The sequence below is a fragment of the Xanthomonas arboricola pv. juglandis genome (assembly GCF_905367715.1).
In the GTDB taxonomy this organism is placed as follows: Bacteria; Pseudomonadota; Gammaproteobacteria; order Xanthomonadales; family Xanthomonadaceae; genus Xanthomonas; species Xanthomonas arboricola.
This window is the reverse complement of the sequence record NZ_HG999362.1, coordinates 3,059,526-3,084,794: the sequence shown is the minus strand read 5'-3', so window position 1 is coordinate 3,084,794 and position 25,269 is coordinate 3,059,526. Positions and strand designations below refer to the sequence as shown.

The 25,269-nt window shown below is 63.6% G+C and carries 20 protein-coding genes and 1 tRNA gene; 17 read left to right on the top strand and 4 right to left on the bottom strand.

From position 1 onward, the window contains the following. The first annotated feature begins 6 nt into the window (after positions 1 to 6). The 11 genes from nuoL (at position 7) to pnp (ending at position 14,844) form a co-directional block, all read left to right on the top strand. The gene (nuoL, locus tag KHN93_RS13450; protein WP_102581424.1) at positions 7 to 2,181 is read left to right on the top strand and encodes an NADH-quinone oxidoreductase subunit L; all 2,175 of its coding nucleotides are present in this window, start codon (positions 7 to 9) and stop codon (positions 2,179 to 2,181) included. 20 nt (positions 2,182 to 2,201) lie between these two features. After that, complete coding sequence (locus tag KHN93_RS13445; RefSeq protein WP_039526502.1) at positions 2,202 to 3,704, top strand: NADH-quinone oxidoreductase subunit M; 1,503 nt, start codon at positions 2,202 to 2,204, stop codon at positions 3,702 to 3,704. A gap of 36 nt (positions 3,705 to 3,740) precedes the next feature. Further along, positions 3,741 to 5,201 carry an NADH-quinone oxidoreductase subunit NuoN gene (gene nuoN, locus KHN93_RS13440; protein WP_211920388.1) on the top strand — a complete coding sequence of 487 codons (1,461 nt, stop codon included), beginning with the start codon at positions 3,741 to 3,743 and terminating at the stop codon, positions 5,199 to 5,201. Between the two features lie 202 nt (positions 5,202 to 5,403). Next, a tRNA-Met gene (locus tag KHN93_RS13435) sits at positions 5,404 to 5,480 on the top strand. A 210-nt stretch (positions 5,481 to 5,690) separates the two neighbouring features. Further along, positions 5,691 to 6,281, top strand: coding sequence for a ribosome maturation factor RimP (gene rimP / locus KHN93_RS13430; protein ID WP_211920386.1), 591 nt, complete (start codon positions 5,691 to 5,693; stop codon positions 6,279 to 6,281). Between the two features lie 4 nt (positions 6,282 to 6,285). After that, entirely contained in the window at positions 6,286 to 7,797 is a 1,512-nt protein-coding gene (gene nusA / locus KHN93_RS13425; protein ID WP_016903006.1) for a transcription termination factor NusA, read from the top strand. Between the two features lie 95 nt (positions 7,798 to 7,892). Continuing rightward, a complete protein-coding gene (gene infB / locus KHN93_RS13420; RefSeq protein ID WP_039522179.1) occupies positions 7,893 to 10,601 on the top strand; it encodes a translation initiation factor IF-2 in 2,709 nt (902 codons plus the stop codon). Between the two features lie 141 nt (positions 10,602 to 10,742). Further along, complete coding sequence (gene rbfA / locus KHN93_RS13415; protein ID WP_024937968.1) at positions 10,743 to 11,135, top strand: 30S ribosome-binding factor RbfA; 393 nt, start codon at positions 10,743 to 10,745, stop codon at positions 11,133 to 11,135. Between the two features lie 80 nt (positions 11,136 to 11,215). Continuing rightward, positions 11,216 to 12,142 (top strand): tRNA pseudouridine(55) synthase TruB, encoded by a 927-nt coding sequence (gene truB / locus KHN93_RS13410; protein WP_104559742.1) that lies wholly within the window; start codon positions 11,216 to 11,218, stop codon positions 12,140 to 12,142. 157 nt (positions 12,143 to 12,299) lie between these two features. Continuing rightward, positions 12,300 to 12,560, top strand: a complete 261-nt coding sequence (gene rpsO, locus KHN93_RS13405) for a 30S ribosomal protein S15 (RefSeq protein WP_003485583.1) — start codon at positions 12,300 to 12,302, stop codon at positions 12,558 to 12,560. A 169-nt stretch (positions 12,561 to 12,729) separates the two neighbouring features. Further along, positions 12,730 to 14,844 carry a polyribonucleotide nucleotidyltransferase gene (gene pnp, locus KHN93_RS13400; RefSeq protein WP_211920384.1) on the top strand — a complete coding sequence of 705 codons (2,115 nt, stop codon included), beginning with the start codon at positions 12,730 to 12,732 and terminating at the stop codon, positions 14,842 to 14,844. Positions 14,845 to 15,067: 223 nt separating this feature from the next. Here the strand turns inward: pnp and KHN93_RS13395 are convergent, their stop codons facing one another. The 3 genes from KHN93_RS13395 to KHN93_RS13385 form a co-directional block, all read right to left on the bottom strand. Continuing rightward, positions 15,068 to 16,114 (bottom strand): DUF2272 domain-containing protein, encoded by a 1,047-nt coding sequence (locus KHN93_RS13395; protein WP_047124257.1) that lies wholly within the window; start codon positions 16,112 to 16,114, stop codon positions 15,068 to 15,070. Positions 16,115 to 16,176: 62 nt separating this feature from the next. Further along, positions 16,177 to 17,061, bottom strand: coding sequence for a carboxylating nicotinate-nucleotide diphosphorylase (gene nadC / locus KHN93_RS13390; protein WP_211920382.1), 885 nt, complete (start codon positions 17,059 to 17,061; stop codon positions 16,177 to 16,179). Then, positions 17,058 to 17,327 (bottom strand): Trm112 family protein, encoded by a 270-nt coding sequence (locus KHN93_RS13385; protein ID WP_024937963.1) that lies wholly within the window; start codon positions 17,325 to 17,327, stop codon positions 17,058 to 17,060. Before KHN93_RS13385 ends, nadC begins: the two co-directional genes overlap by 4 nt. Positions 17,328 to 17,385: 58 nt before the next feature. On the opposite strand from KHN93_RS13385, the gene purE reads away from it, so the two are divergent. Further along, the gene (purE, locus tag KHN93_RS13380) at positions 17,386 to 17,889 is read left to right on the top strand and encodes a 5-(carboxyamino)imidazole ribonucleotide mutase (protein WP_039510673.1); all 504 of its coding nucleotides are present in this window, start codon (positions 17,386 to 17,388) and stop codon (positions 17,887 to 17,889) included. After that, a complete protein-coding gene (locus KHN93_RS13375) occupies positions 17,886 to 19,031 on the top strand; it encodes a 5-(carboxyamino)imidazole ribonucleotide synthase (RefSeq protein WP_211920380.1) in 1,146 nt (381 codons plus the stop codon). Before purE ends, KHN93_RS13375 begins: the two co-directional genes overlap by 4 nt. Before the next feature lie 136 nt (positions 19,032 to 19,167). On the opposite strand, the gene KHN93_RS13370 is transcribed toward KHN93_RS13375, so the two are convergent. Further along, positions 19,168 to 19,746, bottom strand: a complete 579-nt coding sequence (locus KHN93_RS13370) for a superoxide dismutase (protein WP_104559461.1) — start codon at positions 19,744 to 19,746, stop codon at positions 19,168 to 19,170. Between the two features lie 121 nt (positions 19,747 to 19,867). Here KHN93_RS13370 and grxD point away from each other — a divergent pair, with 121 nt between their 5' ends. The 4 genes from grxD (at position 19,868) to KHN93_RS13350 (ending at position 25,187) form a co-directional block, all read left to right on the top strand. Next, positions 19,868 to 20,188 carry a Grx4 family monothiol glutaredoxin gene (grxD, locus tag KHN93_RS13365; protein ID WP_104559462.1) on the top strand — a complete coding sequence of 107 codons (321 nt, stop codon included), beginning with the start codon at positions 19,868 to 19,870 and terminating at the stop codon, positions 20,186 to 20,188. Then, positions 20,185 to 20,928 (top strand): SDR family NAD(P)-dependent oxidoreductase, encoded by a 744-nt coding sequence (locus KHN93_RS13360; RefSeq protein WP_104559463.1) that lies wholly within the window; start codon positions 20,185 to 20,187, stop codon positions 20,926 to 20,928. Before grxD ends, KHN93_RS13360 begins: the two co-directional genes overlap by 4 nt. After that, entirely contained in the window at positions 20,925 to 21,524 is a 600-nt protein-coding gene (locus KHN93_RS13355; protein WP_006450537.1) for a YhgN family NAAT transporter, read from the top strand. The genes KHN93_RS13360 and KHN93_RS13355 overlap by 4 nt, the downstream gene beginning before the upstream one ends. A gap of 456 nt (positions 21,525 to 21,980) precedes the next feature. Next, the gene (locus tag KHN93_RS13350) at positions 21,981 to 25,187 is read left to right on the top strand and encodes a TonB-dependent receptor (protein WP_167705559.1); all 3,207 of its coding nucleotides are present in this window, start codon (positions 21,981 to 21,983) and stop codon (positions 25,185 to 25,187) included. The last annotated feature ends 82 nt before the right edge of the window (positions 25,188 to 25,269 follow it).

Genomic DNA, 25,269 nt, shown 5'->3' with positions numbered 1-25,269 from the left:
CTGTAGATGGAAATCACTCTCTCCAAGAGTCTGTTGATCGCGGTGGTGCTTGCACCGCTGGTCGGCAGCATCATCGCCGGCCTGTTCGGTCGCCAGGTAGGGCGCAAGGGCGCGCAATACGTCACCATCCTGGGTGTGGCGGTCAGCTGCGTGCTGTCGTGCCTGACGCTGTATCAATTGGTGGAGCAGGGCGCCAGCCCGTTCAACCAGAACCTGTACACCTTCTTCGATGTCGGTAACTACTCGGCGCATGTCGGCTTCATGGTCGATCGCCTGACCGCGATGATGATGGTGGTGGTGACCTTCGTGTCGCTGCTGGTGCACATCTACACCATCGGCTACATGGAAGAAGACCCGGGTTACCAGCGCTTCTTCAGCTACATCTCGTTGTTCACCTTCTCCATGCTCACGCTGGTGATGAGCAATAACTTCCTGCAGCTGTTCTTCGGCTGGGAAGCGGTGGGTCTGGTGTCCTACCTGTTGATCGGTTTCTGGTTCAAGCGCCCGACCGCCGTGTTCGCCAACATGAAGGCGTTCCTGGTCAATCGCGTCGGCGACTTCGGCTTCATTCTCGGCATCGCCGGTGTGCTGCTGTGGTTCGGCTCGTTGGACTACTCCACCGTGTTCGCCAATGCGACCACCATGGCCGGTGCCAAGGTGCAGCTGTTCGCAGGCCACGAATGGAGCGTGATGACGCTGATCTGCATCTGCTTGTTCATCGGCGCGATGGGCAAGTCGGCCCAGGTGCCCCTGCATGTGTGGCTGCCGGACTCGATGGAAGGCCCGACGCCGATTTCGGCACTGATCCATGCCGCGACGATGGTCACCGCCGGCATCTTCATGGTCGCGCGCATGTCGCCGCTGTTTGAGCTGTCGGAAACCGCGTTGAACTTCATCCTGTTCATCGGTGCGACCACGGCCTTCTTCACCGGCCTGATCGGCATCGTGCAGAACGACATCAAGCGCGTGGTTGCGTATTCCACGCTGTCGCAGCTGGGCTACATGACCGTTGCGCTGGGCGTTTCGGCGTATTCGGCCGCCGTGTTCCACCTGATGACGCATGCCTTCTTCAAGGCGCTGCTGTTCCTGGCGGCCGGTTCGGTCATCATCGGCATGCACCACGAGCAGGACATGCGCAAGATGGGCGGGCTGCGCAAGTACATGAAGGTGACCTACTGGACCAGCGTGATCGGTACCTTGGCGCTGGTCGGTACGCCGTTCTTCTCCGGCTTCTACTCCAAGGACACCATCATCGAGGCAGCCGCACACCATGCCCATGAGTCGCATAGCTGGATCGCGACCTATGGCTACTGGGCAGTGCTCGGCGGCGTGCTGGTGACCAGCTTCTACAGCTTCCGCCTGCTGTTCCTGACCTTCCACGGCAAGGAACGCTTCCGCGATGCCCATGCGCACGATGCGCATGCACATCACGACAGCGCGCACACCGATGCGGAGGCGCAGGTCCACGCGCACGACAGTCATGCGCACGACGTACATGCACACGATACGCACGGCCACGACGACCACGGTCATGGCCACCATGGTGCCCACGAGCCGCACGAATCCAAGTGGGTGGTGACGCTGCCGTTGATCCTGCTGGCGATCCCGTCGGTGGCGATCGGTTTCTTCACCATCGGTCCGATGCTGTTCGGCACCGACTGGCAGGGCCACCACGCCGCGCATGCGCTCAAGGGGCAGGCAGTGTCGTTCTTCACCGGCATCGTCGATTTCTACGATCCGGCGCGTGACACCGTCGGCGCACTGGCCGAAGAGTTCCATGGCCCGGTCGCCTTCGCCCTGCATGGCATGATGGCGGCACCGTTCTTCTTGACGGTCGCCGGTCTGCTGCTGGCTGCGCTGTTCTATCTGTGGAAGCCGGAACTCGCCACCAAGTCGCGCAAGGCGTTCGCGCCGGTGGTGTGGCTGCTGGAAAACAAGTACGGCTTCGACAAGCTCTGGATCAATGGCTTCGCCGGTGGCGGCGTGGTCCTTGGCAAGGCGTCACGTGCCATCGATACCCATGTGGTCGACGGTGTAGTCGTCAATGGTTCTGCCCGACTGATCGACCTGGCTGCAAATCTGCTGCGTCGCACGCAATCCGGTTTCCTCTATCACTACGCCTTCGCAATGATCATCGGTTTGATCGCCTTGTTGGCGGTACTGATGCATTTCTGGCGTTGACCTGTACGGAATAAGAAAACGTGTCGAACTGGCCTTTACTGTCTATCTTGATCTGGCTGCCGATTATCGGTGGCGCCTTGATCCTTGCGTTGCGCAACGCCGAGACTGCCCGCTGGGCATCGTTGGCGGTGGCGGTGGCGACCTTTGTGCTGAGTCTGCCGCTGCTGGGCTACGACACCGCCAATGACGCCATGCAGTTCATCGAACTGCATGCCTGGATACCGGCCTACAACATCGGCTACAACCTGGGCGTGGACGGCATCGCGGTCGCGTTGATCGTGCTGACCACGCTGGTGACGGTGCTGGCGCTGATCGGTGCCTGGCGCTCGATCGACAAGCGCGTCAATCAGTACGTCGCCGCTTTCCTGATTCTGGAAGGCGTCACGGTCGGCATCTTTGCCGCGACCGACGCGATGCTGTTCTATGTCTTCTTCGAAGCCATGCTGATCCCGATGTTCCTGATCATCGGCGTCTGGGGCGGTCCGCGGCGCATCTACGCGGCGATGAAGTTCTTCCTGTACACCTTCCTCGGCTCGGTGCTGATGCTGGTGGGCCTGGTCTACCTGTATCTGAAGGGCGGCAGCTTCCAGCTGGCCGACCTGTACGCGCTGCAGCTGACCGCGAAGGAGCAGACCTGGATCTTCTTCGCCTTCCTGATCGCGTTTGCGGTCAAGGTGCCGATGTTCCCGGTGCACACCTGGCTGCCGGATGCGCACGTCGAGGCGCCGACCGCCGGCTCGGTGATCCTGGCTGCGATCGCGTTGAAGATCGGTGGCTACGGCTTCCTGCGCTTCAACCTGCCGATCGTGCCGGATGCGAGCCACGAGTTCGCCTGGCTGGTGATCACGCTGTCGCTGATCGCGGTGGTCTACGTCGGTCTGGTGGCCCTGGTGCAGGACGACATGAAGAAGCTGGTGGCGTATTCGTCCATTGCGCACATGGGCTTTGTCACCCTGGGCACCTTCATCGCCTTCACCCTGGTGCGTGAGTACGGCAGCACCGATGCCGCCCGCCTGGGCCTGCAGGGTGCGATGGTGCAGATGATTTCGCACGGCTTCGTGTCCGGTGCGATGTTCTCCTGCATCGGCGTGCTGTACGACCGCATGCATACCCGCCGCATCGCCGATTACGGCGGCGTGGTCAACGTGATGCCGTGGTTTGCGACGTTCTCCATGCTGTTCTTCATGGCCAATGCCGGCCTGCCGGGTACCAGTGGTTTCGTCGGCGAGTTCATGGTGATCCTGGCCAGCTTCCAGAAGCACCCGTTGGTCGCTTTCGCTGCCGCCACCACGCTGGTGATTACCGCCGCGTATACGCTGTGGCTGTACAAGCGCGTGTTCTTCGGCGAAGTGGCCAATGCCCATGTGGCCGAGCTGAAGGACATCAATGGCCGTGAGGCGTTCGTGCTGGGGGTGTTCGCCGTTGGCGTGCTGGCCCTGGGCCTGTATCCGAAGCCGCTGACCGATCTGATGGAACCATCGATCGCCAAGCTGGCTACCCAGATTGCCGCGTCCAAGCTGTAACAGCTTGCCGTACGTTTTGATTTCCAGGATTTGATGATGACCACGCCAACGCTCGCGCCGTTGACCACCGCTGACCTGGCTCCGCTTGTTCCGGAGCTGGTGCTGATCGGCGGCGCCTTTGCACTGCTGATGCTCGACCTGTTCGTGAGCCAGCGGAACAAGGTCTGGACCCACCTGTTCTCCGTCGCCGTGCTTGCGGTGGTGTTCGCGCTATTGGCGACCGGTACGGGCGGGCATGGCGAGATCTTCCACGGCATGTTCGTGCGCGACACTGCGGCCGACGTGATGAAGACGGTGATCGTGCTGGTCAGCGGGCTGAGCCTGGTCTACGGCTGGACCTACCTGCGCGAACGCAATCTCTATCAGGGCGAGATCCCGGTGCTGGTGTTGTTCGCCACCGCCGGCATGATGCTGCTGACCTCGGCCGGCAGCCTGCTGATGGTGTACCTGGGCCTGGAACTGCTCGCGCTGTGCTCGTACGCATTGGTCGCCTCCAATCGCGACAACGGCCTGGCCACCGAAGCGGCGATGAAGTACTTCGTGCTCGGTTCGTTGGCCTCCGGTCTGCTGCTGTACGGCATGTCGCTGGTCTATGGCGCCACCGGTACGTTGAGCCTGAGCGGCATTCATGACGCGATCGAAGGCTCCAACGAGCGCACGCTGCTGCTGACCGGCACCATCTTCATGATCGCGGGCGTGGCCTTCAAGCTGGGTGCCGCGCCGTTCCACATGTGGTTGCCTGACGTGTACCAGGGCGCGCCGGCGCCGATCGCCTTGTTCATCAGCTCTGCGCCCAAGCTCGCTGCCTTCGGTATGGCGTATCGCCTGCTCGAGGTCGGCATGGGTCCGCTGTCGCCACAGTGGCATCTGTTGATTGGCGGCCTGTCTGCAGTGTCGCTGGTGATCGGCAACCTGATGGCAATTGCGCAGAGCAACCTCAAGCGCATGCTGGCGTACTCGACCGTCTCGCACATCGGCTTTCTGTTGATGGGCGTTGCCGGCGGTGGCGAGGAAGGCTATGCGGCGGCAATGTTCTACGCGGTGAGCTACACCATCATGTCGACTGCCGCGTTCGGCGCGATCATCGCGTTGTCGCGCAACGGCTTCGAAGCCGAGAACATCGACGACTTCAAGGGGCTCAATGCGCGCAATCCGTGGATGGCCGGCCTGGTGCTGTGCATCATGGCCTCGCTTGCGGGTATCCCGCCGTTCCTGGGTTTCTGGACCAAGCTGGCGGTGCTCGGCGCAGCGGTGAAGGGCGACATGCTGTGGCTGGCCCTGGTCGGCGTGCTCTGCGCGGTGATCGGCGCGTTCTACTATCTGCGTGTCATCAAGGTCATGTACTTCGATGAGCCTGTGGGCGAGCCGCTGCCGGCCAACAACGATCGTGTGCTGGGGACCGTGCTTGGCGTCAACGCGCTTGCGTTGCTTGCGCTGGGCCTGGCCTGGAGCCCGATCATGGTGTGGTGCCAGCGTGCATTTGCAGGCCTTGCCTGAGTCACGCGTCCTCGCATGACCTCGCAGCGCGTGTGCCACACGCGTCTTCGAGGGAGGGCTGAAATAAAGTCGTGATTGCTGTTTCGTTTTTGTTGCAATGCGGTTATCATTTGCCGCGACGTTGAAGACCCCCAGGGTTTTCAATCGATGAAAAACTAGGGCTTGCAATTGCCGCTCAAGTTCTTCATAATTCCGCTTCTGCTGCGGGGTGGAGCAGTCTGGCAGCTCGTCGGGCTCATAACCCGAAGGTCGCAGGTTCAAATCCTGCCCCCGCTACCAAGTTTTGAAGTACTGCTTTAATGCAATGCCTTAGGGCAGTACTTCAGTTTCTTGGATCGCAAAGACGCATGTTCCCGTCTTTGCGCCGACCCTGAGAGGTCGGGCTTTTTTCACGCAAGGGGCCCATCGGGCCCCTTGTTTTTTCCGGAACCGGAAAGTTTGCTGCCGGTTGCCGGGGTTCTACTGGCAATCATCTGATCAGGGCAGTCTGTGAGCGAAAAAGCGACCGAAATCGCGAATATGCTGAGTCCAACGGTTGAGTCCTTGGGCTTGGAACTGCTGGGTGTGGAATATCTTCCCGCTCCAGGTGGCGCCACATTGCGCCTGTACATCGATGTGCCGCTGGCCGAGCAGCCCGAGCGTGTCATCAACGTCGACGACTGCGAGCGTGTGAGCCGCGAAGTCTCGGCCCAGCTCGACGTCGAAGACCCCATCACCGGCAACTACACGCTCGAGGTGTCCTCGCCGGGTGTGGACCGTCCGTTGTTCACGCTGGAGCAGTTCGGCCGTCACGTTGGCGAGTCCGCCAAGATCGTGCTGAAGCTGGCGCAGGATGGCCGGCGCCGCTTCCAGGGCCAGATCGTGCGGATCGACTCCGAGGCGGACGCGGTGGTGTTCGCCGTCGACGGCAAGGATGTGCAGATCGGCTTCGACAACATCGACAAGGCGCGCATCCTGCCGGATTGGGTCGCCCTGGGCCTGGCCCCGCAAAAACCGAACAAGCCCGGCCCGAAAAAACCCGGGCACGACAAGAAGAAACCATCCAACGAGTCGGCGGCTGGCAAGCCGCGCGCGGAGTGACGAAATGAGCAAGGAACTTTTGCTGGTAGTGGATGCGGTGGCCAACGAAAAGGGCGTGCCGCGCGAAGTGATCTTCGATGCGATCGAGGCCGCGTTGGCTTCCGCAGCGAAGAAGCGCTATCCCGACCAGGACGTGCTGACGCGCGTGACCATCGACCACAAGGACGGTAACTACGAAACCTATCGTCGTTGGGAAGTGGTTGCCGACGATGTCGTGATGGAATCCCCGGATCGCCAGGTGCGTCTGATGGATGCCGTCGACGAAGCCGACGGCGTGGATGTGGGCGACTACATCGAAGAACAGATTGAAAACCCGGACTTCGGCCGTATCGCGGCGCAGGCTGCCAAGCAGGTAATCGTGCAGCGTGTGCGCGAGGCCGAGCGTCAGCAGGTGGTCGATGCCTGGAAGGATCGCGTTGGCGAGTTGATCACCGGTGTGGTCAAGCGCGCCGAGCGCGGCAACATCTTTGTCGATCTGGGCGGCAATGCCGAAGCCTTCATTCCCAAGGACAAGGGCATTCCGCGCGACGTGCTGCGCCCGGGCGACCGCGTGCGCGGCTATCTGGCCGAAGTGCGTTCCGAGCCACGTGGCCCGCAGCTGTTCATCAGCCGCGCCGCGCCGGAATTCATGATCGAGCTGTTCAAGCTCGAAGTACCGGAAGTAGGCCAGGGCCTGGTCGAGATCAAGGCCTGCGCACGCGATCCGGGCGACCGCGCCAAGATCGCGGTGATCGCGCACGACACCCGCACCGATCCGATCGGCGCGTGCATCGGTATGCGTGGTTCGCGCGTGCAGGCGGTGTCCAACGAGCTCAATGGCGAGCGCGTGGACATCGTGCTGTGGAACGAGAACCCGGCCAACTTCGTCATCAATGCGATGGCGCCGGCCGAAGTGCAGTCGATCATCGTCGATGAAGACAAGCACTCGATGGATCTGGCCGTGGCGGAAGACCGCCTGGCTCAGGCGATCGGCAAGGGCGGCCAGAACGTGCGTCTGGCCAGCCGCCTGACCGGTTGGCAGCTCAACGTGATGACCGCCGACCAGGTGGCCGCCAAGTCCGAAGCCGAGCAGACCTCCGCGCGCCAGTTGTTCATGGATCGCCTGGAAGTGGACGAAGAAATCGCAGCGATCCTGGTGACCGAAGGATTCAATACGGTCGAAGAAATCGCCTACGTGCCGGTCGGCGAGTTGCTGGCGGTGGAAGGCTTCGACGAAGACATCGTCGAAGAGTTGCGCGCCCGCGCCCGCGATGCGTTGCTCAACGCTGCGCTGGCAGAAGAAGAAGGCCTGGAAGGAACTCAGCCCACCGAGGACCTGCTGGCGCTGGAGGGGATGGACGAGGAAACGGCCTTTGCTCTGGCCGAGCACGGCGTGCGCACCAGCGAGGACTTGTCCGACCTGGCAGCGGACGAGATCGTCGACTTCGGCATCGAGGGTCTGACCCAGGAGCGCGCCGCGGCGCTGATCCTGGCGGCCCGCGCCGAGGAGATCGCCCGTTTGGAGCGCGGCGAATGAGCCGGCAATGAACCGCGCCCTGACCCCATCAGGGCTTAGAATCAGCGTTTCCCTTGCTCTGGGCGAGGGGGCGCCAACCAGATCATAGGATCCGAATGTCGCAGCAAACCACCATCCGCAAGCTTGCCGAACTGGTCAATACGCCGGTCGATAAACTGCTGGTTCAACTGGCCGAGGCCGGAATGAAGTTCAGCGGTCCCGACCAGGTCGTGACCAGCACCGAGAAGATGAAACTGCTTGGCTTCCTGCGTCGCACGCATGGCAAGGCCGAGACGCCTGCCGAGGCGGCGAGCGAAGCAGCCAAGAAGATCACCCTCAACCGGCGCAAGCTGCAGGAAGTCACGGTCAGCGCCGGCCGCACCAAGACCACGGTCAACGTGGAAGTGCGGCAGAAGCGCACCTACGTGAAGTCCGAAAACGAAGGCGGTGGCCGTCCTGCGCCTATGACGCCGGACGAAGAGCGCGCCGATATCCTGGCCAAGCTCGCCGCATCGCGTCAGCGCAATCTCGACGAGCAGCAGGCGCTGGCCGAAAGCGACCGCGTGCGCGACGAAGCGATCCAGCGCAAGCGCGAAGAAGAACAGGCTGCGCGCGACCGTGCCGAAGCCGAGCGCAAGGCTGCCGAGGAAGCCGCTGCGGCTGCCAGTGCGCCGGCGCCGGTGGCTGCCGCACCCGCACCGCCTGCAGCACCTGCCGCACGCGCGCCGTCGTCGCCGTCTGCGCCGCGTCCGGCTCGTCCGGCTGGCGCATCGCCGGCATCGCGTCCGGCCACGCCTGCGCGTCCGGACGACCGCTCCAATGCGGCCAAGCACAAGACGCGCGGTTCGCACGTCATGGTGGCCGGTGTCGAAGACGACGATGCGACCAAGCGTTTTGCCGGGCAGTTGCATCTGTCCGCGGCCGATCGTGCGCGCCGTTCCAACGTGCGCGGCAAGCCGACCGGTCGTCCGGGTTCGTCGTCCTCGCGTCGTGGCAACGACAACGGTCGTGGCGGCAACCAGGGCAATAGCGGTCCGCACGGGTTCGAGCGTCCGACGGCACCGGTGGTGCGCGAAGTGGCGATCGGCGAGACCATTACCGTGGCCGACTTGGCGCAGAAGCTCGCGCTCAAGGGCGGCGACGTGGTCAAGGCGTTGTTCAAGATGGGCGTCATGGCGACCATCACCCAGAGCATCGACCATGACACCGCCGCGCTGGTGACCGAAGAACTCGGCCACAAGGCCGTGCGTGCCGACAATGCCGACTTCGAGGATGCGCTGCTGGCGCATGCCGAGGATGCGCAGGGCGATGCCACGCCGCGTCCGCCGGTGGTGACCATCATGGGTCACGTCGATCACGGCAAGACCTCGCTGCTGGATTACATCCGTCGCACCAAGATCGCCTCCGGCGAAGCCGGTGGCATCACCCAGCACATCGGTGCGTACCACGTCGAAACCGGCCGTGGCGTCATCAGCTTCCTGGATACGCCCGGCCATGCCGCGTTTACCTCGATGCGTGCCCGTGGCGCCAAGATCACCGACATCGTGGTGCTGGTGGTTGCAGCCGATGACGGCGTGATGCCGCAGACCAAGGAAGCGGTGGCGCATGCCAAGGCGGCAGGCGTTCCGCTGATCGTGGCGGTAAACAAGATCGACAAGGCCGGTGCCGATCCGCTGCGGGTCAAGAACGAATTGCTGGCCGAGAACGTGGTGGCCGAAGAGTTCGGCGGCGATACCCAGTTCATCGAAGTGTCGGCCAAGGTCGGTACCGGTGTGGACACGCTGCTGGACGCGATTTCGCTGCAGGCTGAAGTGCTGGAACTCAAGGCAGTGGCCGAAGGCCGCGCCAGCGGTACCGTGATCGAATCCTCGCTGGACAAGGGCCGCGGCCCGGTGGCCACGGTGCTGGTGCAGCAGGGCGCGCTGAAGCGTGGCGATTACCTGGTGTGCGGCATCCAGTACGGCCGCGTGCGTGCGCTGTTCGACGAGACCGGCCACCAGCCGGCCTCGGCCGGCCCGTCGATCCCGGTGCAGGTGCTCGGCCTGTCCGGCGTGCCGGAAGCCGGCGACGACTTCGTGGTCGTCGACGACGAGCGTCTGGCCAAGGACGTGGCGCAGCAGCGCGAAACCAAGCGTCGCGAGTCGCGTCTGGTGGCCTCGGCCAGCAACCGCATGGAAGACATCCTGGCCCAGATGGGCAAGGGTGAAGGCCAGCAGGTGCTGAACCTGGTGATCAAGGCCGACGTGCAGGGCTCGGTGGAAGCGCTCAAGCAGTCGCTGGTGGCGTTGTCCAACGACGACATCCGCATCAACGTGATCCACTCCGGCGTGGGCGGCATCACCGAATCCGATGCGAATTCGGCAGCGGCCTCCAAGGCCACGGTGATCGGCTTCAACGTGCGTGCCGACGCCTCGGCCCGCAAGATCGTCGAGTCCAACGGCATCGATCTGCGTTACTTCTCGATCATCTATGACGTGATCGACCAGGTGAAGCAGGTGGCGTCCGGTCTGCTCGGTGTGGAAATCCGCGAAGAAATCATCGGTATCGCGCAGGTCCGCGACGTGTTCCGCAGCTCCAAGTTCGGCGCGGTTGCAGGCTGCATGATCATCGAAGGCGTGGTGAAGCGCAGCAAGCCGATCCGCGTGCTCCGCGACAGCGTCGTGGTGTTCGAGGGCGAGCTGGAATCGCTGCGTCGCTTCAAGGAAAACGTCGAGGAAGTGCGCAACGGTACCGAGTGCGGTATCGGCGTGAAGGCCTACAACGACGTCAAGGCCGGCGATCAGATCGAGTGCTTCGAGCGTATCGAAGTCGCCCGTACGCTGTAACGGCTGCCGGGGCCTGCGGGCCCCGGACTCCGCCAGGCGGAGTTGCAACGCAAGTTCTGCAAGGCGAGGGCGGCATGGCCGCCCGCGTCCGTTTTTGGCTTCGGTGCCAACTGGCCCTCCGAATCAACCAGGTCCATGACCATGCCAACCAAATCATTCCATCGCACCGACCGCGTTTCGGCGCAGGTGCGTCGCGACCTCGGCACGATCGTGCACGCGGCCGTGCGTGACCACGGCCTGCCGTCGGTCAGCGTTTCCGACGTCGAAATCAGTCGCGACCTGGCACATGCCAAGGTGTTCGTCACCGCGCTGCAGCAGGAGCGTTCGGCCGAAGCGGTCAAGGGGCTCAAGGAAATCGCCGGTCAGTTGCGTACGCAGCTGGCGCGCGCGATGAAGCTGCGCCACGTGCCCGAGCTGCATTTCCATTACGACGATTCGGTCGACCGCGGCGAGCGCATCGACAACCTGCTGCGTGACCTGGACGATGTCGGCCCCGAGGCCGCGTCCAGCGACGAGGACGCCGAGCAGCGCTGAGCGCTGCCGGCCGGCCGCCTGTCGATCAGCGGCCCTGATTTCAACGGGCGCGCACAGTGCCCGATTCGAGCACCGATCTGTTGAAACCCCGTATCGTCTATCGCCCGTTGCACGGCATCCTGTTGCTCGACAAGCCGGCTGGAGTCAGCTCCAACACGGCATTGCAGTCCGCGCGCCGTTTATTGCGTGCCGAAAAGGGCGGCCACACCGGTAGCCTGGATCCGCTGGCCACCGGCCTGCTGCCGCTGTGTCTGGGCGAGGCCACCAAGATTGCCGGCCTGCTGCTCGGTTCGGCCAAGGCCTATGACGCCGAGATCGTGCTGGGTGTCACCACCGATACCGACGATGCCGATGGTCAGGTGTTGCGCGAGCGTGCGGTGCCGACACTGAGCGAAGACGCGCTGCGTGCAGCGCTGACGCCCTTCATCGGGCGCATCCGCCAACAGGCGCCGATCTATTCCGCGCTCAAGCAGGGTGGCGAGCCGCTGTACGCCAAGGCTCGCCGGGGCGAGGTGATCGAGGCGCCGGTGCGCGAGGTCGATGTGCATGCGATCGATGTGCTCGGTTACGCCGCGCCGCGGCTGCAGTTGCGTGTGACCTGCGGCTCGGGCACCTATATCCGCAGCCTGGCGCGCGATCTGGGCGAGGTGCTTGGCTGCGGTGCGCATATCGCCTCGCTGCGCCGGCTCTGGGTGGAGCCGTTTCGTGCGCCGCAGATGATCACGCTGGAAGCGCTGTCGGCAGCCCTGGAAGCGGGCACCGAAGCGCAGGAGCTGTTGCTGCCGATCGAGGCCGGACTGGCCGATTTTGCGCGGATCGTGCTCGATGCGGCACATGCGGCACGTTTTCGCATGGGCCAGCGCCTGCGTGATCCCGCATTTCCGACCGGCCAGGTGGCCGTGTTCGGACCCGACGGAATCCCCTCAGGGCTAGGCCTGGTGGACGCGGAGGGGCGTTTGTCGCCGCAGCGATTGTTCAATGGACTGAACGAAGCGGTGGCTTGTTAAGTTTTAGTCAACTTGTTCCCGGGCCCGCACGACGTTACAATTTTGCGGCCCCGATCGGGGCACCTCCAGCGCCAAGCGCGCTCATCCCTAGCAAACGGCGAGTCCGGCGGTGCGTCATGCACGTTCCTGCCGACCACGCATCTATCGAGTAAACATCATGTCCGTCGACACCCAGAAAGTTATTGAAGACAACAAGCGCAGCGCCCAGGACACCGGTTCGCCGGAAGTGCAGGTCGCGCTGCTGACCGCACGCATCGAGCTGCTGACCGGCCACTTCAAGACCCACAAGAAGGATCACCACAGCCGTCGTGGCCTGCTGCAGATGGTCAACCGTCGCCGCAGCCTGCTCGACTACCTGAAGAAGAAGGACAACGAGCGTTACAAGTCCTTGATCGAGAAGCTCGGCCTGCGCCGCTAATCGAGTCATACCGCCGCGGCGCAGCGATGCGCCGCGGCTTTGTTTTGGTCATTCGCATCACGTTATCTGCAGCATGCAGTTCATGGGCCGGAGCCTCCCGGCCGCCCGTTCTCGGCATGGGTCGACGACGGTCCAACGAAGACAGCAACACCTAAGGGAAAAAACCTCCGTGGCAAAAATCACCAAAACCTTCCAGTACGGCAAGCACACCGTCACCCTGGAGACGGGCGAAATCGCTCGCCAGGCAGGCGGCGCCGTCATCGTCAAGTTTGACGACACCGTACTGCTGGTCACCGCCGTCGCCGCCAAGAGCGCGCGCGAAGGGCAGGACTTCTTTCCTCTGACGGTTGATTATCAGGAGAAGTTCTACGCCGGCGGCCGCATCCCGGGCGGCTTCTTCAAGCGCGAAGGACGTGCGACCGAGAAGGAAACGTTGATCTCGCGCCTGATCGATCGCCCGATCCGTCCGCTGTTCCCGGAGGACTACAAGAACGAAGTGCAGATCATCGCCACCGTGATGTCGATGAACCCGGACATCGACGGCGATATCGCCGCGCTGATCGGCGCATCGGCCGCGCTGTCGCTGGCCGGCACCCCGTTCAACGGCCCGATCGCTGCGGCGAAGGTCGGTTACAAGAATGGCGAATACATCCTCAACCCGACCGTGACCGAGCTGAAGGATTCGCAGCTGGAGCTGGTCGTGGCCGGTACCGCCAATGCGGTGCTGATGGTCGAGTCCGAAGCCGAGCTGCTGTCGGAAGAAGTGATGCTGGGCGCGGTGACGTTCGGCCATCGCGAGATGCAGAAGGTCATCAACATCATCAACGAGCTGACCGTCGAAGCCGGCACCAAGCCGTCCGACTGGGTGGCTCCGGCCAAGAATGACGGCATGATCGCTGCGCTGAAGGAAGCGGTGGGCGAGCAGCTCGCGTCGGCCTTCCAGGTGCGTGACAAGCTGCAGCGCCGCGACGCAATTTCGGCGATCAAGAAGGACGTGCTGGGTGCGCTGGCACCGCGCGCCACGATTGAAGGCTGGGCTGCCGGTGACCTGTCCAAGGAATTCGGCGAGCTGGAATACCAGACCATGCGCGGCTCGGTGCTGAGGACCAAGGTGCGCATCGACGGCCGTGCACTGGATACCGTGCGTCCGATCAGCGCCAAGGCTGGCGTGTTGCCGCGTACCCATGGCTCGGCGCTGTTCACCCGCGGCGAGACCCAGGCGATCGTGATCACCACGCTCGGCACCGCACGCGACGGTCAGGTCATCGACGCCGTCTCGGGCGAGTACAAAGAAAACTTCCTGTTCCATTACAACTTCCCTCCGTACTCGGTGGGCGAGTGCGGTCGTTTCGGTGCGCCGAAGCGTCGCGAGATCGGCCACGGCCGTCTGGCCAAGCGCGGCGTGCTGGCAGTGATGCCGAGCCTGGAAGAATTCCCGTACACCATCCGCGTGGTCTCGGAAATCACCGAGTCCAATGGTTCGTCCTCGATGGCATCGGTCTGCGGCAGCTCGCTGGCGCTGATGGACGCCGGTGTGCCGATCAAGGCGCCGGTCGCCGGTATCGCGATGGGTCTGGTCAAGGAAGGCAACGACTTCGTCGTGCTGTCGGACATCCTGGGTGACGAAGATCACCTCGGCGACATGGACTTCAAGGTGGCCGGTACTGCCGAAGGCGTGTCCGCGCTGCAGATGGACATCAAGATCGAAGGCATCACCGAAGAGATCATGAAGCAGGCATTGCAGCAGGCCAAGGCCGGCCGTCTGCACATCCTCGGCGAGATGGCGCATGCCCTGACCACTCCGCGCCAGGAACTGAGCGATTACGCGCCGCGTCTGCTGACCATCAAGATCCACCCGGACAAGATCCGCGAAGTGATCGGCAAGGGTGGCTCGACCATCCAGGCCATCACCAAGGAAACCGGTACGCAGATCGACATCCAGGACGACGGCACGATCATCATCGCCTCGGTCAACGCCATTGCTGCGCAAGCTGCGAAGTCGCGCATTGAGCAGATCACCTCGGACGTGGAGCCGGGCCGCATCTACGAAGGCAAGGTCGCCAAGATCATGGACTTCGGTGCGTTCGTCACCATCCTGCCGGGCAAGGACGGCCTGGTGCACGTCTCGCAGATCTCCAGCGAGCGCGTGGAAAAGGTCGGCGACAAGCTGAAGGAAGGCGATCTGGTCCGCGTCAAGGTGCTGGAAGTGGACAAGCAGGGCCGTATCCGTCTGTCGATCAAGGCAGTGGAAGAAGGCGAGGGCGTTCCGCCGTCGGCCGAGTAATCGCCGCTGGTTGATGCGTCACGAAAAAGAGGGCTTCGGCCCGCTTTTTTGTTGGGTGTTCAGCAAGGGCGCCTGACTTGATCCTCCTCCTGCGGGAGAAGGTGACCCGCAGGGGCGGATGAGGGTACGGGCGAAGCCTCGCGTGGCTGAGCCTTGGTCAAGGCTTCGCCTTCGTACCCTCACCCCAACCCTCTCCCGATGGGAGAGGGGCTTTGATCCTTGCTTACCCGGGCTGCTGTGTCGGCGCGGGCTGTGTTTCCGGACGCGGCGGCACCACGCGCGGGAAACCCGGTGGCATCGTGGTGGGCAAGGTGGTTGGCGAAGGCAGCGGTTCGACCGGTGGTGGCGCGGTCATCAGCGCATCCGGGCGCAGCTTCAACAGGGCCGCCCAGTCGCGTCGATTGAAATCGCAGAGTTCTTCGTGTGCCGGCGTGCACTCGCTGGCGATGCCCAGGCCGTCCTCGCTCTGGTCCTGGCTGCCGTCAGATTGGGGTGTCGGCAACACCACGCGGCCTGCGCGGTCCAGCGGCATCTTGCGCATCATCACCGTGTTGAACACATTGCCGCCGATCAGGTACAGGGTGCGATCGCCACCGACGTTGGCGGCGATCACCACGTCGCAATGCGATTGCCACGGCATCGGCGCGCTGCCGCCAAGCCCGGCCTTGAGGCCGGCGTAGCCGAGCGCAGCGCTGCGCCCGCGCAGCAGGCACAGCAGATCGCCGGGGGCGGGTTTTTCCACCGCCGGGTCGGTGAACTGGTACGGGCCGCTGGCGCCATCGTTGTAGGCGCTGCGGATGTAATCCAGATGGCGTGCAGAGCGATGGAAACCGCTCAGACCGGCCTGCGTCATCACCCAGGAGATGAAGGCGGCCGACCACGGGTTGTCGACCAGGAACGCGCGGCAATCGCTGGCGGTATAGCGCGTGCCATCCAGGGCCGCGCAACTCGATGCGCCGGGGCGGCCGCCCATCGATGCCAGCGTGCCGCTGTCGCGCCAGTAGCCGGCCACGCGTTGCCACGCGACCACGCCGTGGTCGGCCAGATAGCCCGATTCGGCTTCGGTCACGCCCAGGCTGGCCAGACGGCCCTTGGCGTCGATAAACGGGTGCTGCCACAGGCGATGCTCGTTGCAGGCACTACGCACGATGGCGATTGCTGCAGGGCTGGTGCCGAAGCGCGGCGGTACATCGCAGACTTCCGCGGCGGCCGCGGTGCCGCCCCATGCGGCCAACACCAGACAGAGCCACGGCCAAGGTTTTACAGTCATCGCAGATCCTGCACAGAACAATCGCAGCAGGCTGACAGAGCCGGCTGCGGGCACGCGTGAAATCAGCGCGGTGGTGGGCCGAGTTTGAGCGACAGATCGACCGCCTGCACGTGCTTGGTGAGCCCGCCGATGGAGATGCAATCCACCCCATCGGCCGCAATGGCGGCAATGCCGGCCAGATCCACGCTGCCGGAGACTTCCAGCGGAATGCGTTGTTCGCGCGGCAGGGCGGCAACGATGTGCACCGCGTCGCGACGCATTAACGAGTCGAAATCGTCGATCAGGATGCGCGTGCAACCGACCTGCAAGGCCTCGTGCAGCTGCTCCAGCGTTTCCACCTCGACCACCAGCGGCAACTGCGGTTGCTGCGCACGTGCGGCATGCACGGCGGCGCTCAGCGAGCCGGCGGCGCGGATATGGTTTTCCTTCAGCATCACCGTGTCGAACAGGCCGATGCGGTGATTGTCGCCACCGCCGCAGCGCACCGCGTATTTCTGCGCCATGCGCAGGCCCGGCAGCGTCTTGCGCGTGTCCAGGATGCGCGTGCCGGTGCCGGCCACGGCAGCCACGTATGCAGCGGTGGCGGTCGCGGTGGCCGACAGCGTCTGCATGAAGTTGAGCGAGGTGCGCTCGGCGCTGACCAGGCTGCGGCTGCGGCCATGCAGCAGCGCCAACACCGTGCCGGCGGTGACGTGCTGGCCTTCGTGCACCTGCCAGTCGATCCGCACCTGCGGATCGAGTGCGCGGTGCGTGGCGTCGAACCATGGCCGCCCGGCGATCACGGCGTCCTGCTTGCACAGCAGGTACGCGCTGTCTGGCTGATCGGGCAACAGTGCCGCGGTCACATCGCCGCTGCCGATGTCTTCGGCCAGCGCGCGCGCCACATCGGCGTCCACCAGCGCGGCCGGTGGTGCCTCCGGCACGGTGGTGCGTACGGAAGGATTCACTTTTCGGGGAAGTCGGCGATCTGCGCAGTGCCGATAGCTTCTTCGGCCAGCAGCACCGGAATGCCGTCATCGACGCGGAAGATCTGCTTGCGGTCGCGCGTGATCAGCGCCTCGCGCAGTGGCTGTGTCTGCGCGGTGCCGTCGGCACGCTGCAGGGTTCCGCCAGCAATGGCGGTGTTGAGTGCCTCCAGGCCCTTGCCGTCGAGCAGCGAGAGCGGCTGGCGGGTGTCGGGCGAGCACAGCAGGTCGAGCAGTTTGCGATCCATCGAAGTCTTGTCTTGCGTGGAAGATGGCTAGAATACGTCTTTACCGCAGGGCAGGGCCATGACCTCCAACCACTCCGCGCCGCTGGTCGGCATCGTGATGGGTTCCCGTTCCGATTGGGAAACCATGCAACACGCAGCTCAGAAGCTCGATGCGCTGGGCGTGCCTTACGAAGTCAAGGTGGTCTCGGCGCACCGCACACCGGACGTGTTGTTCAGCTATGCCGAGCAGGCTGGCGCACGCGGTCTGCGCGCGATCATTGCCGGCGCCGGTGGCGCGGCGCATCTGCCGGGCATGCTGGCGGCCAAGACGGCGGTGCCGGTGCTCGGTGTGCCGGTACAGTCCAAGGCGCTCAACGGCATGGATTCACTGCTGTCGATCGTGCAGATGCCGGCCGGGATTCCGGTGGCGACGTTTGCGATCGGCAATGCCGGCGCGGCCAATGCGGCCTTGTTCGCCGCTGCGATGCTGGCGCCCGAGCAGGCGCAGATCGGTCAGGCACTGGCGCAGTTCCGCGCCAGGCAGACCGACGATGTCATGGCCAGCGACGACCCGCGCCAATGACCACGGTCGGCATTCTGGGTGGCGGCCAGTTGGCCCGCATGCTGGTGTTGGCCGGTGCGCCGCTGGGCTTGCGGTTTGCGGTGTTCGACCCGGCCACCGATGCCTGCGCAGGGCAGGTGGCGCCGCTGCAGGCGGGCGCCTTCGACGACACCGCCGCGCTTGCCGCATTCGCCGCGCACGTGGATGTGATCACCTTCGATTTCGAAAACGTGCCGGCCGCCGGCGCGCAGCAGTTGGCCGCGCAGGTGCCGGTGTTTCCCAGCGCTGCCGCGTTGGCGGTGGCGCAGGACCGGCTCAGCGAAAAAACCCTGTTCCGCGAGCTCGGCATTCCGGTACCCGAGTTCGCCGCCATCGACGACCGTGCAGGGCTCGACGCTGCATTGGCCCGTATCGGCACGCCGTGCGTGCTCAAGACACGTCGCTTCGGCTACGACGGCAAGGGCCAGTTCCGCATCAAGACGCTGGCCGATGCCGATGCCGCGTGGGACGCGCTCGGCGCGCAGGCGGCGAAGGTCGGGCTTATCGTGGAGGCCTTCGTGCCGTTCGAGCGCGAGGTCAGCGTGGTGGCAGTGCGTGGGCGCGATGGCGAATTCCGCGCTTGGCCGCTGACCGAGAACTGGCATGTGGACGGCGTGCTCTCGGCCAGTCTTGCGCCGGCGCGGGTGGATGCCGGCTTGCAGGCTGCGGCAGAGACGCATGCGCGTGCGATCGCCGAGCGGCTGGACTACGTCGGCGTGTTCGCGCTGGAACTGTTCGTACGCGATGGTCAGTTGCTCGCCAACGAGATGGCGCCGCGCGTGCACAACTCCGGGCATTGGACCATCGAAGGTGCCGAGACCTCACAGTTCGAAAATCATGTGCGCGCCGTGCTCGGTCTGCCGCTCGGCAGTACCTCGATGCGCGGGCATGCCTGCATGCTCAACTGGCTGGGCGCGATGCCGGACGCGACTGCATTTTTGGCGGTGCCCGGTGGGCATTGGCACGATTACGGCAAGCAATCGCGCGAGGGCCGCAAGGTCGGCCACGCCACACTGCGCGCCGAGACGCCGCAGGCGCTTGCGCAGGCACTGAGCGAAGCAGGCACCGCGCTGCAGCGTGATGCGCAGGTCGGACCGGTGCTAGCGCGTTTGAGCGAAGGGTGATTCGCAGAGCCATCGCTGGCACTGCTGGCCTCGCCGATGCGCAGGTCTGTGGCGAAGATGCACGCAGTGCGCGATGCCGCCGGACGCTGTTGCAACAGGTCACCTGATCGTTGACCTGTTGCAACGGCGCAAGCGGCTAACCCAACCGGCTGGTCACGAACTCCCAGTTGATCAGCTTCCAGAACGCGTCCAGGTACTGCGCGCGGTCCTGCCGGTAATCCAGGTAATAGGCGTGCTCCCAGAGGTCGCAGGCGAGCAGCGGGGTGTCCGGCCCGGTGAGCGGCGTGGACGCATTCGGCGTGGCGACGACCGCCAGTGCACCATCCGGGCGCTGCACCAGCCACACCCAGCCCGAGCCGAAGCTGCCCAGGGCGACGCGGTTGAATTCCTGCTTGAAATGCACGAAGTCGCCGAACGATTTGGCGATGCGGTCGGCCAGCCGGCCCAGCGGCTCGCCGCCGCCGCGTGGGCGCAGGCACTGCCAATAGAAATTGTGGTTCCACACCTGCGCAGCCAGATGGAACAGCGTGCCTTGTGCCTGCGCGATGATGTCTTCCAGCGTCAGCTCGGCGAACTCGCTGTCTTCGATGCGCGCATTGAGCCGATCGACCTCGCTGCGGTGACAGACGCCGTGGTGCGCCTCCAATGTGGCGGCGGACAGATGCGGCTCCAGGGCGACGCGGGAGTAGGGCAGTGCAAGGTGTTCGATCGGCATGATGGCAAGGGCAGCGAAGGGAGTGCGGCGACAGGTCGCGCTGAAGGCTTACAATGCGCGCCTTTGCGGAAGTCTATCCGACCCGGCGGTCGGGCCTGCCGCTCCCAGTCAGGAGAGTCCAATGCCGGTGATGGAACGGATCCAGGCCGAAGTCGAACAACACCCGATCGTGCTGTTCATGAAAGGCACCCCGCAATTTCCGATGTGCGGTTTTTCCAGCCGCGCCGTGCAGGCCCTGGTGGCTGCCGGCGCCGATCAGTTACGCACGATCAACGTGCTGGAAGAGCCCGAAGTGCGCGCCAATCTGCCGCGCTATTCCAACTGGCCGACCTTCCCGCAACTGTTCATCCACGGCGAGCTGATCGGCGGTTGCGACATCACGCTGGAATTGTTCGAAGCCGGCGAGCTCAAGCGCATCGTCAGCGAGGCCTACCAGCCGTGAGTCTGGCGCAGGCCCGGCCCGACGCGGCGGCACTTGCCGGCCGCGTGGTGCTGATCACCGGCGCAGCTGGCGGGCTGGGGAGCGCGGCGGCGCAGGCGTGTGCATCCGCCGGTGCGACCGTGGTGTTGCTCGGCCGCAAGCTGCGCCCGCTGGAGCGCGTCTATGACGTGCTTGCCAAGCTGGGTCCGGAGCCGTTGCTGTATCCGCTGGAGCTGGCCGGCGCCACGCCGGACGACTACGCCACGCTCGCGCAGCGGCTGCAGTCCGAGCTCGGTGGCCTGCACGGCCTGCTGCACTGCGCCGCCGATTTTGCCGGCTTGACTCCGGCCGAACTCGCGGCGCCTGCCGACTTCGCACGCAACCTCCATATCAACCTCACCGCGCGCGCCTGGTTGACCCAGGCCTGCCTGCCGCTGTTGCGGCAGCAAGGCGATGCGGCGGTGGTCTTCGTCGTCGATGACCCGGCACGTGTTGGCCAGGCGTACTGGGGTGCCTATGGCGCTGCCCAGCATGCACAGCGTGGCCTGCTCGCCAGCCTGCATCACGAAACCACCGCCGGCCCGGTCCGCATCAGCGGATTGCAGCCCGGCCCGATGCGCACCGCCTTGCGCGCGCGCGCCTTCACCCATCAGGAAGACAGCGAAGCGCTGGACCCCACGCGCTATGCCGCCGCCTGCGTCACCTTGTTGTCCACGGCCGGTGGCGCGCACCGCGGCGCGATCTGGAGTCCTTCCGCATGACCATTCTTTCGGCGGCACTGCTGCTGTTTCTGATCCTCGACCCGCTGGGCAACATTCCGGTGTTTCTCAGCGTGCTCAAGCCGCTGCCGCCCAAGCGCCAGCGCTTCGTGCTCGCGCGCGAGTTGCTGATCGCCCTGTTCGTGCTGATGGCGTTCCTGTGGGGCGGCAAGTACGCGCTGGAGCTGATGCATCTGCGCCAGGAATCGGTGGCGATCGCCGGCGGCATCGTGCTGTTCCTGATCGGTATCCGCATGATCTTCCCGCGCCCGGAAGGCCTGATGGGCGAGATCCCCGACGGCGAGCCCTTCATCGTGCCGCTGGCGATCCCGCTGGTGGCCGGCCCGTCCGGCATGGCCGCAGTGATGCTGATGGGCAGCAACGAACCCACCCGGCTATGGGATTGGAGCCTGGCGCTGATGATCGCCTGGATCGGTGCATCCACCATCCTGGCCTCGGCCCCGCTGTTGTACAAACTGCTCGGTCATCGCGCACTGACAGCGATCGAGCGGCTGATGGGCATGTTGCTAGTGGCCATTTCGGTGCAGATGTTCCTGGACGGGTTGGGGACTTACTTCAAATTGCCGGTATCGATCTGAGTCCAGTCGGTGATAGACGGGCAGGGTGCGTGGGACGACCTATGAATGCCCGGCGGGAACTTGAAGCCGCGTTGCTGACCCGTGGAGGCACAAGCGGTCGGCGGCGCCAGACGGCTTCAGTGGGAGATGGCTTCCAACTGCCATCGCTACGCTTTTAGACCAAACGACGCCCGGCACCCGACAAGCCAGTTCGATTGCGCGACGCCGGTCGCGAACGCCACGCGACTTTGCGCAAGCTGGCGTTTACGCCTTCACATGCGAAGTTCATGTTGCACTGCGCGAACTTTGTCACGTCGCCGTCACAATCAGGCCTTAGCGTGTTAATCTGTTGTTAACCGTTGCGGCAGCAACCAGCCGCGCGGCAAGGGACCCCAGATCATCGGCAGCCCACCCCCGGGAACGGTTGGGCTGACTGCGCCTTTTTGTCACTGCCCAACCTGTATCGAGGCTACCGAAATGACCCACCCCCGCTGTCTCCGCATGTCCAAGCTGACGCTTGGCCTTGTTGCCGCACTCGCCGCCGCCCCCGTGTTCGCCCAGAGCACCTCTGCCGGCGTCGCTGGCTTGGTGACCAGCAGCGCCGGTCAACCGGTGCCGAATGCCGAAGTGACGATCACCCACGTCGAATCGGGCACGGTCAGCCGCGCCACCACCGATGCCAGCGGACGCTACAACGCGCGCGGCCTGCGTGTGGGTGGGCCGTACACGATCACCATTACCAAGTCGGGCGAAGGCACCAAGACCGAAGAGGGCGTGTACCTCAACCTCAATCAGGTTAATAGCGTCGATGCTTCCCTTGGTGGTGACGTCACCACGCTTGGCGCGGTGCAGGCCATCGGTGGCGACTACGGCTCGGCGCTGTTCAGCGCCAACAAGATGGGCACCGGCACCAACGTGACCCGCGAGCAGATCGAATCGCTGCCGTCGATCAACCGCAACCTGCAGGACTACGTGCGCCTGGATCCGCGTGTTGCGCAGACCGACAAGGCGCGTAACGAGATTTCCGTGGGTGGCCAGAATCCGCGCTTCAACCTGATCCGTGTCGACGGTATCAGCACCAACGACGCATTCGGTCTCGAATCCAATGGTTTGCCGACGCCGCGCCAGCCGTTCTCGATGGATGTCATCGACGAAATCTCCGTCGACGTCGCCAATTACGACGTGACCATTACCGGCGCTACTGGCGGTGTGATCAATGCAGTGACCAAGTCCGGTACCAATGAGTTTCACGGTTCGGTCTACGGCACCTACCGCGAGAACGATTGGTCGGGCAAGAACCAGAATGATATCCGCCCGCAGCTGTTCGATAACGAAGCCACCTACGGCCTGACCCTCGGCGGCCCGATCGTCAAGGACAAGCTGTTCTTCTTTGCCAATTACGAAAAGTACAAGGGCAAGGGTGTTTTCACCGGAGCCTCCGGTTACGGTCCGACCGGCTCGGGTGCGAGCAACATCGTTCCGATCTCACAGGCGCAGGTCGATGAGATCATCGACATCTCGCGCAATGTCTATGGCTTCGATCCGGGAACTCTCGCCCTGCCGGCGCTGGATTCGGATTCGGAGGAAAAGGGCTTCAAGCTCGACTGGAACATCTCCGACAAGCATCGCGCTTCGTTCCGCTATGGTGAGAGCGAGCAGAGCACCGCCAACCTCAATGGCTTTGGCAACCAGGCGCTGTCGCTGAATTCGTATCACTACGTCCGCGACTTCAGCCTCAAGACCTATACGGCCCAGTTGTTCAGCGACTGGACCGATACCTTCTCGACTGAAGCCAAGGTCTCCTACCGCGATTATTCGGCGGTGCGTACGGCTGCTTCGCAGCTGCCGGCCGTGGCAGTGCGCATCGGTAATAATACTGTCAATCTGGGGACCGAGCAGAGCACTCAAGCGAACGAACTGCGCACCGAAACCTGGAATGCCTTCTTCGCCGGTACGCTGTTCTTGAACGACCACACCGTCAAGTTCGGCTTCGACTACGAAGACAACGATCTGTTCAACCTGTTTGGGCAGCGCGTCTTTGGTTCCTACACGTTCAATTCGATTTCGGATTATCGCAACAATATTGCCCAGAACTATCGTTACTCGCGTTCCAACAGCGGCAATATCGACGATATCGCTGCCGACTGGGGCATGCGGAACGTAGGCGTATTCGTGCAGGATACCTGGGCAGTCAATAACAATCTGACGCTGACCTTCGGTCTGCGTTACGACGAGCCGATGGTGAAAAACAGCCCTGCCTACAACGCGGCAGCGTCTACGGTGTTTGGCTTCCGTAACGACCAGACGATCGACGGCAATGGTCTGTTTGAGCCGCGCTTCGGTTTCAACTACACCTTTGATAGTGATCGCCCGACGCAGCTGCGTGGCGGTGTAGGCCTTTTCCAGGGTGCCGCAGCAACGGTATGGCTTTCGAATCCGTATTCCAACACCGGTTTGGCGTACACGGATTACAACTTCTCCAGCCCGGCACTGGTGCGTGATAACGGTATCCGTTTCACCCCGGACATCAATAATCAGCCGACCGGCACGACGGTTGCGGGTAGCACGCAGTCGGTCGATTTCGTTGATGGCAAGTTGGGCCAGCCTTCGGTATGGAAAGCGAACCTCGCGTTCGATACCGAGCTTCCGTGGTATGGCATCGTTGCATCTGCCGAGGCCGTGGTGACTCAGGTCAACGAGGCCATCTACTATCAGCAGCTGAATCTGGGTGCGGCGAGTGCAATCGGACAGGATGGCCGCAACATCTACTGGAATGCCAATGGGCTTCGGCCCAGCAGCTGGAACATCAATGGCCAGCAGCCCAGCGGCGTTTCGGTGGATGCACGCGGTAATCGTGACCGCCGGTACAACGATGCGCTGATCGCACGTCCGACCGACAAGGGGGGGAGCGAGAGTTTCACCCTCGGTCTGAACAAGCCCTTCAACGGCGGCGATTGGTCGTGGGGCCTGTACTACACATACACCGATGCCGATGAAGTCAGTGGTCTGACCAGTTCGACTTCGGGCTCGCAGCTCGGTAACAATGCGGTGTTCCAGGCCAATGAAAACGTTGCCTCGACTGCAGCCTATGAGGTCAAGAACAGCATTCTCGGCACCTTGAACTGGAAGCATGCGTTCTTCGGCGATTACGAAACCAAGCTCGGCCTGATTTACCAGGGTCGCAATGGTCGTCCGTACAGCTACACGTTCGATAACGATGCCAATGGCGATGGTCGCTTGAACGATTTGCTGTACATCCCGGCCGGTCGCGGCGATGTGCTGTTCGGCAGCGCGGCAGAAGAGCAGGCATTCTGGAGCTACATCGAAGGCAACGAGTATCTGGCTGCCCGGCGTGGTCAGGTTGCCGAGCGTAATGGCGCGCGCAACTCCTGGATCAATCAGTTCGATCTGCATATCGAGCAGGAGATTCCTGGCTTCTTCAAGGACAACAAGGCATCCGTGTGGCTGGACGTCATGAACGTCGGCAACCTGCTCAACAAGAAGTGGGGCCGCGTCGAAGAGTATGGCTTCCCGGGCATGCGCGGTGTCGTGGAGTACGGCGGTATCGATGCAGCCAGCGGCAAGTACGTGTATCGCTTCAATACGCCGGATCAGTCCACGGTGTATGACGATCGCGGCATCTCCCGTTGGGCGCTGCAGCTGGGCTTCCGCTACCAGTTCTAAAGCTGGCTAGCGGTTCGAAGCTTGCAGAAACGGCCGGGTTCTCCCGGCCGTTTTCTTTTGTGCGGGTGAGTACGCTAAAGTT